The sequence below is a fragment of the Nocardioides sp. genome (assembly GCF_050699375.1).
Classification (GTDB): domain Bacteria; phylum Actinomycetota; class Actinomycetes; order Propionibacteriales; family Nocardioidaceae; genus Nocardioides.
This window is the reverse complement of the sequence record NZ_JBOHDN010000319.1, coordinates 1-2,367: the sequence shown is the minus strand read 5'-3', so window position 1 is coordinate 2,367 and position 2,367 is coordinate 1. Positions and strand designations below refer to the sequence as shown.

General features: G+C 68.0%; 3 protein-coding genes. All 3 read left to right on the top strand.

Features of this window, described 5'->3' with window-relative positions; all coding sequences use genetic code 11:
- Nucleotides 1–975 (top strand): ATP-dependent DNA ligase (locus ACRDPS_RS22365; protein WP_431503870.1); only part of this gene is annotated, 975 nt, incomplete at its 5' end.
- Between the two features lie 32 nt (nucleotides 976–1,007).
- Complete coding sequence (locus tag ACRDPS_RS22360; protein WP_431503869.1) at nucleotides 1,008–1,532, top strand: hypothetical protein; 525 nt, start codon at nucleotides 1,008–1,010, stop codon at nucleotides 1,530–1,532.
- A 261-nt stretch (nucleotides 1,533–1,793) separates the two neighbouring features.
- Nucleotides 1,794–2,367: ABC transporter ATP-binding protein (locus ACRDPS_RS22355; protein WP_431503868.1), on the top strand; the 574-nt coding region annotated here is incomplete at its 3' end.

The window sequence follows — 2,367 nt, the reverse complement described above, 5'->3', positions numbered from 1 at the left end:
GAGCTGGCCTCGCGGAACACCAAGCCGCTGACCCGCTACTTCCCCGAGGTGGTCGAGGCGCTGCGGGCAACCCTGCCGGAGAAGATCGTGCTGGACGGGGAGATCTTCGTGGCGATCGGGAATCGGCTGGAGTTCGAGGTGCTGCAGCAGCGGATCCACCCGGCCGCGTCGCGGATCAGCCTGCTGGCAGAGGAGACCCCCGCTGCGTACGCCGCCTTCGATCTCCTGGCGCTGGGCGACAGGTCGTTCGTCGACCAGCCGCTGACGGAGCGGCGCGCGGCGCTGGAGGGCGTCTTCGCGGGTCTCGACAAGCTCGACCACCGGAGGACGAACGTCCACCTGTGCACGACGACGACAGATCCCGAGATCGCCCAGGACTGGTTCACCCGCTTCGAGGGCGCCGGCCTGGACGGGGTGATGGCCAAGCCGCTGGACGCTCCCTACGTCCCCGACAAGCGGACGATGCTCAAGATCAAGCACTCACGTACGGCCGATGTGGTCGTGGCCGGCTACCGCGAGCACAAGACCTCCACACCGGAGAAGCCGCTGCTCGGGAGCCTGCTGCTCGGCCTGTACGCCCCCGGGGAGGACGGTCAGCCGGAGCTGCAGCACATCGGGGTCTCGGCCTCGTTCACCGCCGCGCGACGCGCCGAGCTGTGGCAGGAGATGCAGGAGCTGGTCGTCCCGATCGAGGAGCACCCGTGGGGACGTTGGAACGAGTGGCTGACCGCCAACCCGGACCGGGTGCCGGGCACCCAGAGCCGTTGGTCGCAGGGGAAGGACCTCTCCTTCACCCCGCTGCGCCCGGAGCGGGTGCTGGAGGTCGGCTACGACCACATGGAAGGACGCCGGTTCCGGCACACCGCCCAGTTCAAGCGCTGGCGCACCGACCGCGACCCGGAGTCGTGCGGCTACGAGCAGCTCGAGGAGCCCGTGGCGTACGACCTGTCCGAAGTGCTCGGAGGTGCGCGTTAACCAGCACCGTAAATCCCGCTAGGGTCGGACGCATGAGCTACGACGTCGTTCTCCTGGTCGAGCAGACACTCACTCTCGACGATGCGACCCGAGTCCACTCCCTCCACGAGGGGGTCGAGGAGCCGATCTACCACGTGCTGTTGCCCCTCGAGGACGCCGCCGCGCGGATCGAGTCGGCGATGGGCACCCTCAGCGCCGCCGAATACCTCGGCTCGGCGATGATCATGAACGAGATCGACCTCGACGCGGTGCGCGAGGAGGCCAAGGAAGAGGCCGAGAAGGCGCTCGCGCAGACGCTGAAGGTCCTCAAGACCTCCGGCGCGGAAGCGCACGGAGAGCTCGTCCAGGACCCGGTCAAGGCGCTGCGGGCCAAGGTCGCGGCGGTCGACGGACGCGAGGCGATCATCATGACGCGCCCGCACGTGGTCGCGGAGTTCTTCCACGTCGACTGGACCCATCAGGCCCGCCGGCATCTCGACGTACCGGTGCTGCACCTGATCGAGCACGAGAGCTTCGACGAGCAGTCCGGTGAGGGCGAAGGAGTCAGCGGAATGTGACCCTGTTCCGCTCCGCGGGAGCCGATCACGCTGACGTGACGGTTGCCACATCAATGGTTACCGCTCTGTTACCAGGTTCTCGTGGCGGTCAAGGCTGACAAACCCTTAGTATCTTGGGGTTCGCTGTTCCGGGGGGATCCAGCGGACGGAAGTGCCTGCTCGTGCGATCGGGGGATCCGCGCTGAGTGGGCACTTCTTCTATTTGCCCCGTGGGCCCGCGCCTGAGCCGTAGCATCACCACCACAGGCACATGGAGGTGTGATGGCGCAGGCAGTTGTCTCCCCGCCGACGACGAACCCGGTCCTGGACGTACGCGATCTGCGGATGCGCTACGGGACCAAGGACGTGCTCACCGGGGTGTCGTTCTCCGCACGCCGCGGCGACGTGTTGGCGCTGCTCGGCCCGAACGGCGCCGGCAAGACCACGACCATCGAGATCCTCGAGGGGTTCCGGATGCGCTCCGCCGGCGAGGTATCAGTGCTCGGCCATGACCCCGCCCACGGCGACGAGGCCTGGCGGGCCAAGCTCGGCGTCGTCCTGCAGTCTTGGCGCGACCACGCGCGCTGGCGCGTGCGCGAGCTGCTGCGCTATCTCGGCACGTTCTACGCCCCGTACTCGACGCCACACATCACCCGCCCCTGGGACATCGACGAGCTGATCTCGGTCGTGGGCCTCACCGAGCATGCGAACGCAAAGATCAAGTCGCTCTCCGGCGGCCAGCGGCGGCGCCTCGACGTCGCCATCGGCATCGTCGGACGCCCGGATCTGGTCTTCCTCGACGAGCCGACCGCGGGCTTCGACCCCCATGCCCGACGCGAGTTCCATGCCCTCGTAC

Excerpts from the sequence above, each read along its gene's own strand:
- ACRDPS_RS22360 (WP_431503869.1), top strand. The coding sequence starts at position 1,008 with ATGAGCTACGACGTCGTTCTCCTGGTCGAGCAGACACTCACTCTCGAC.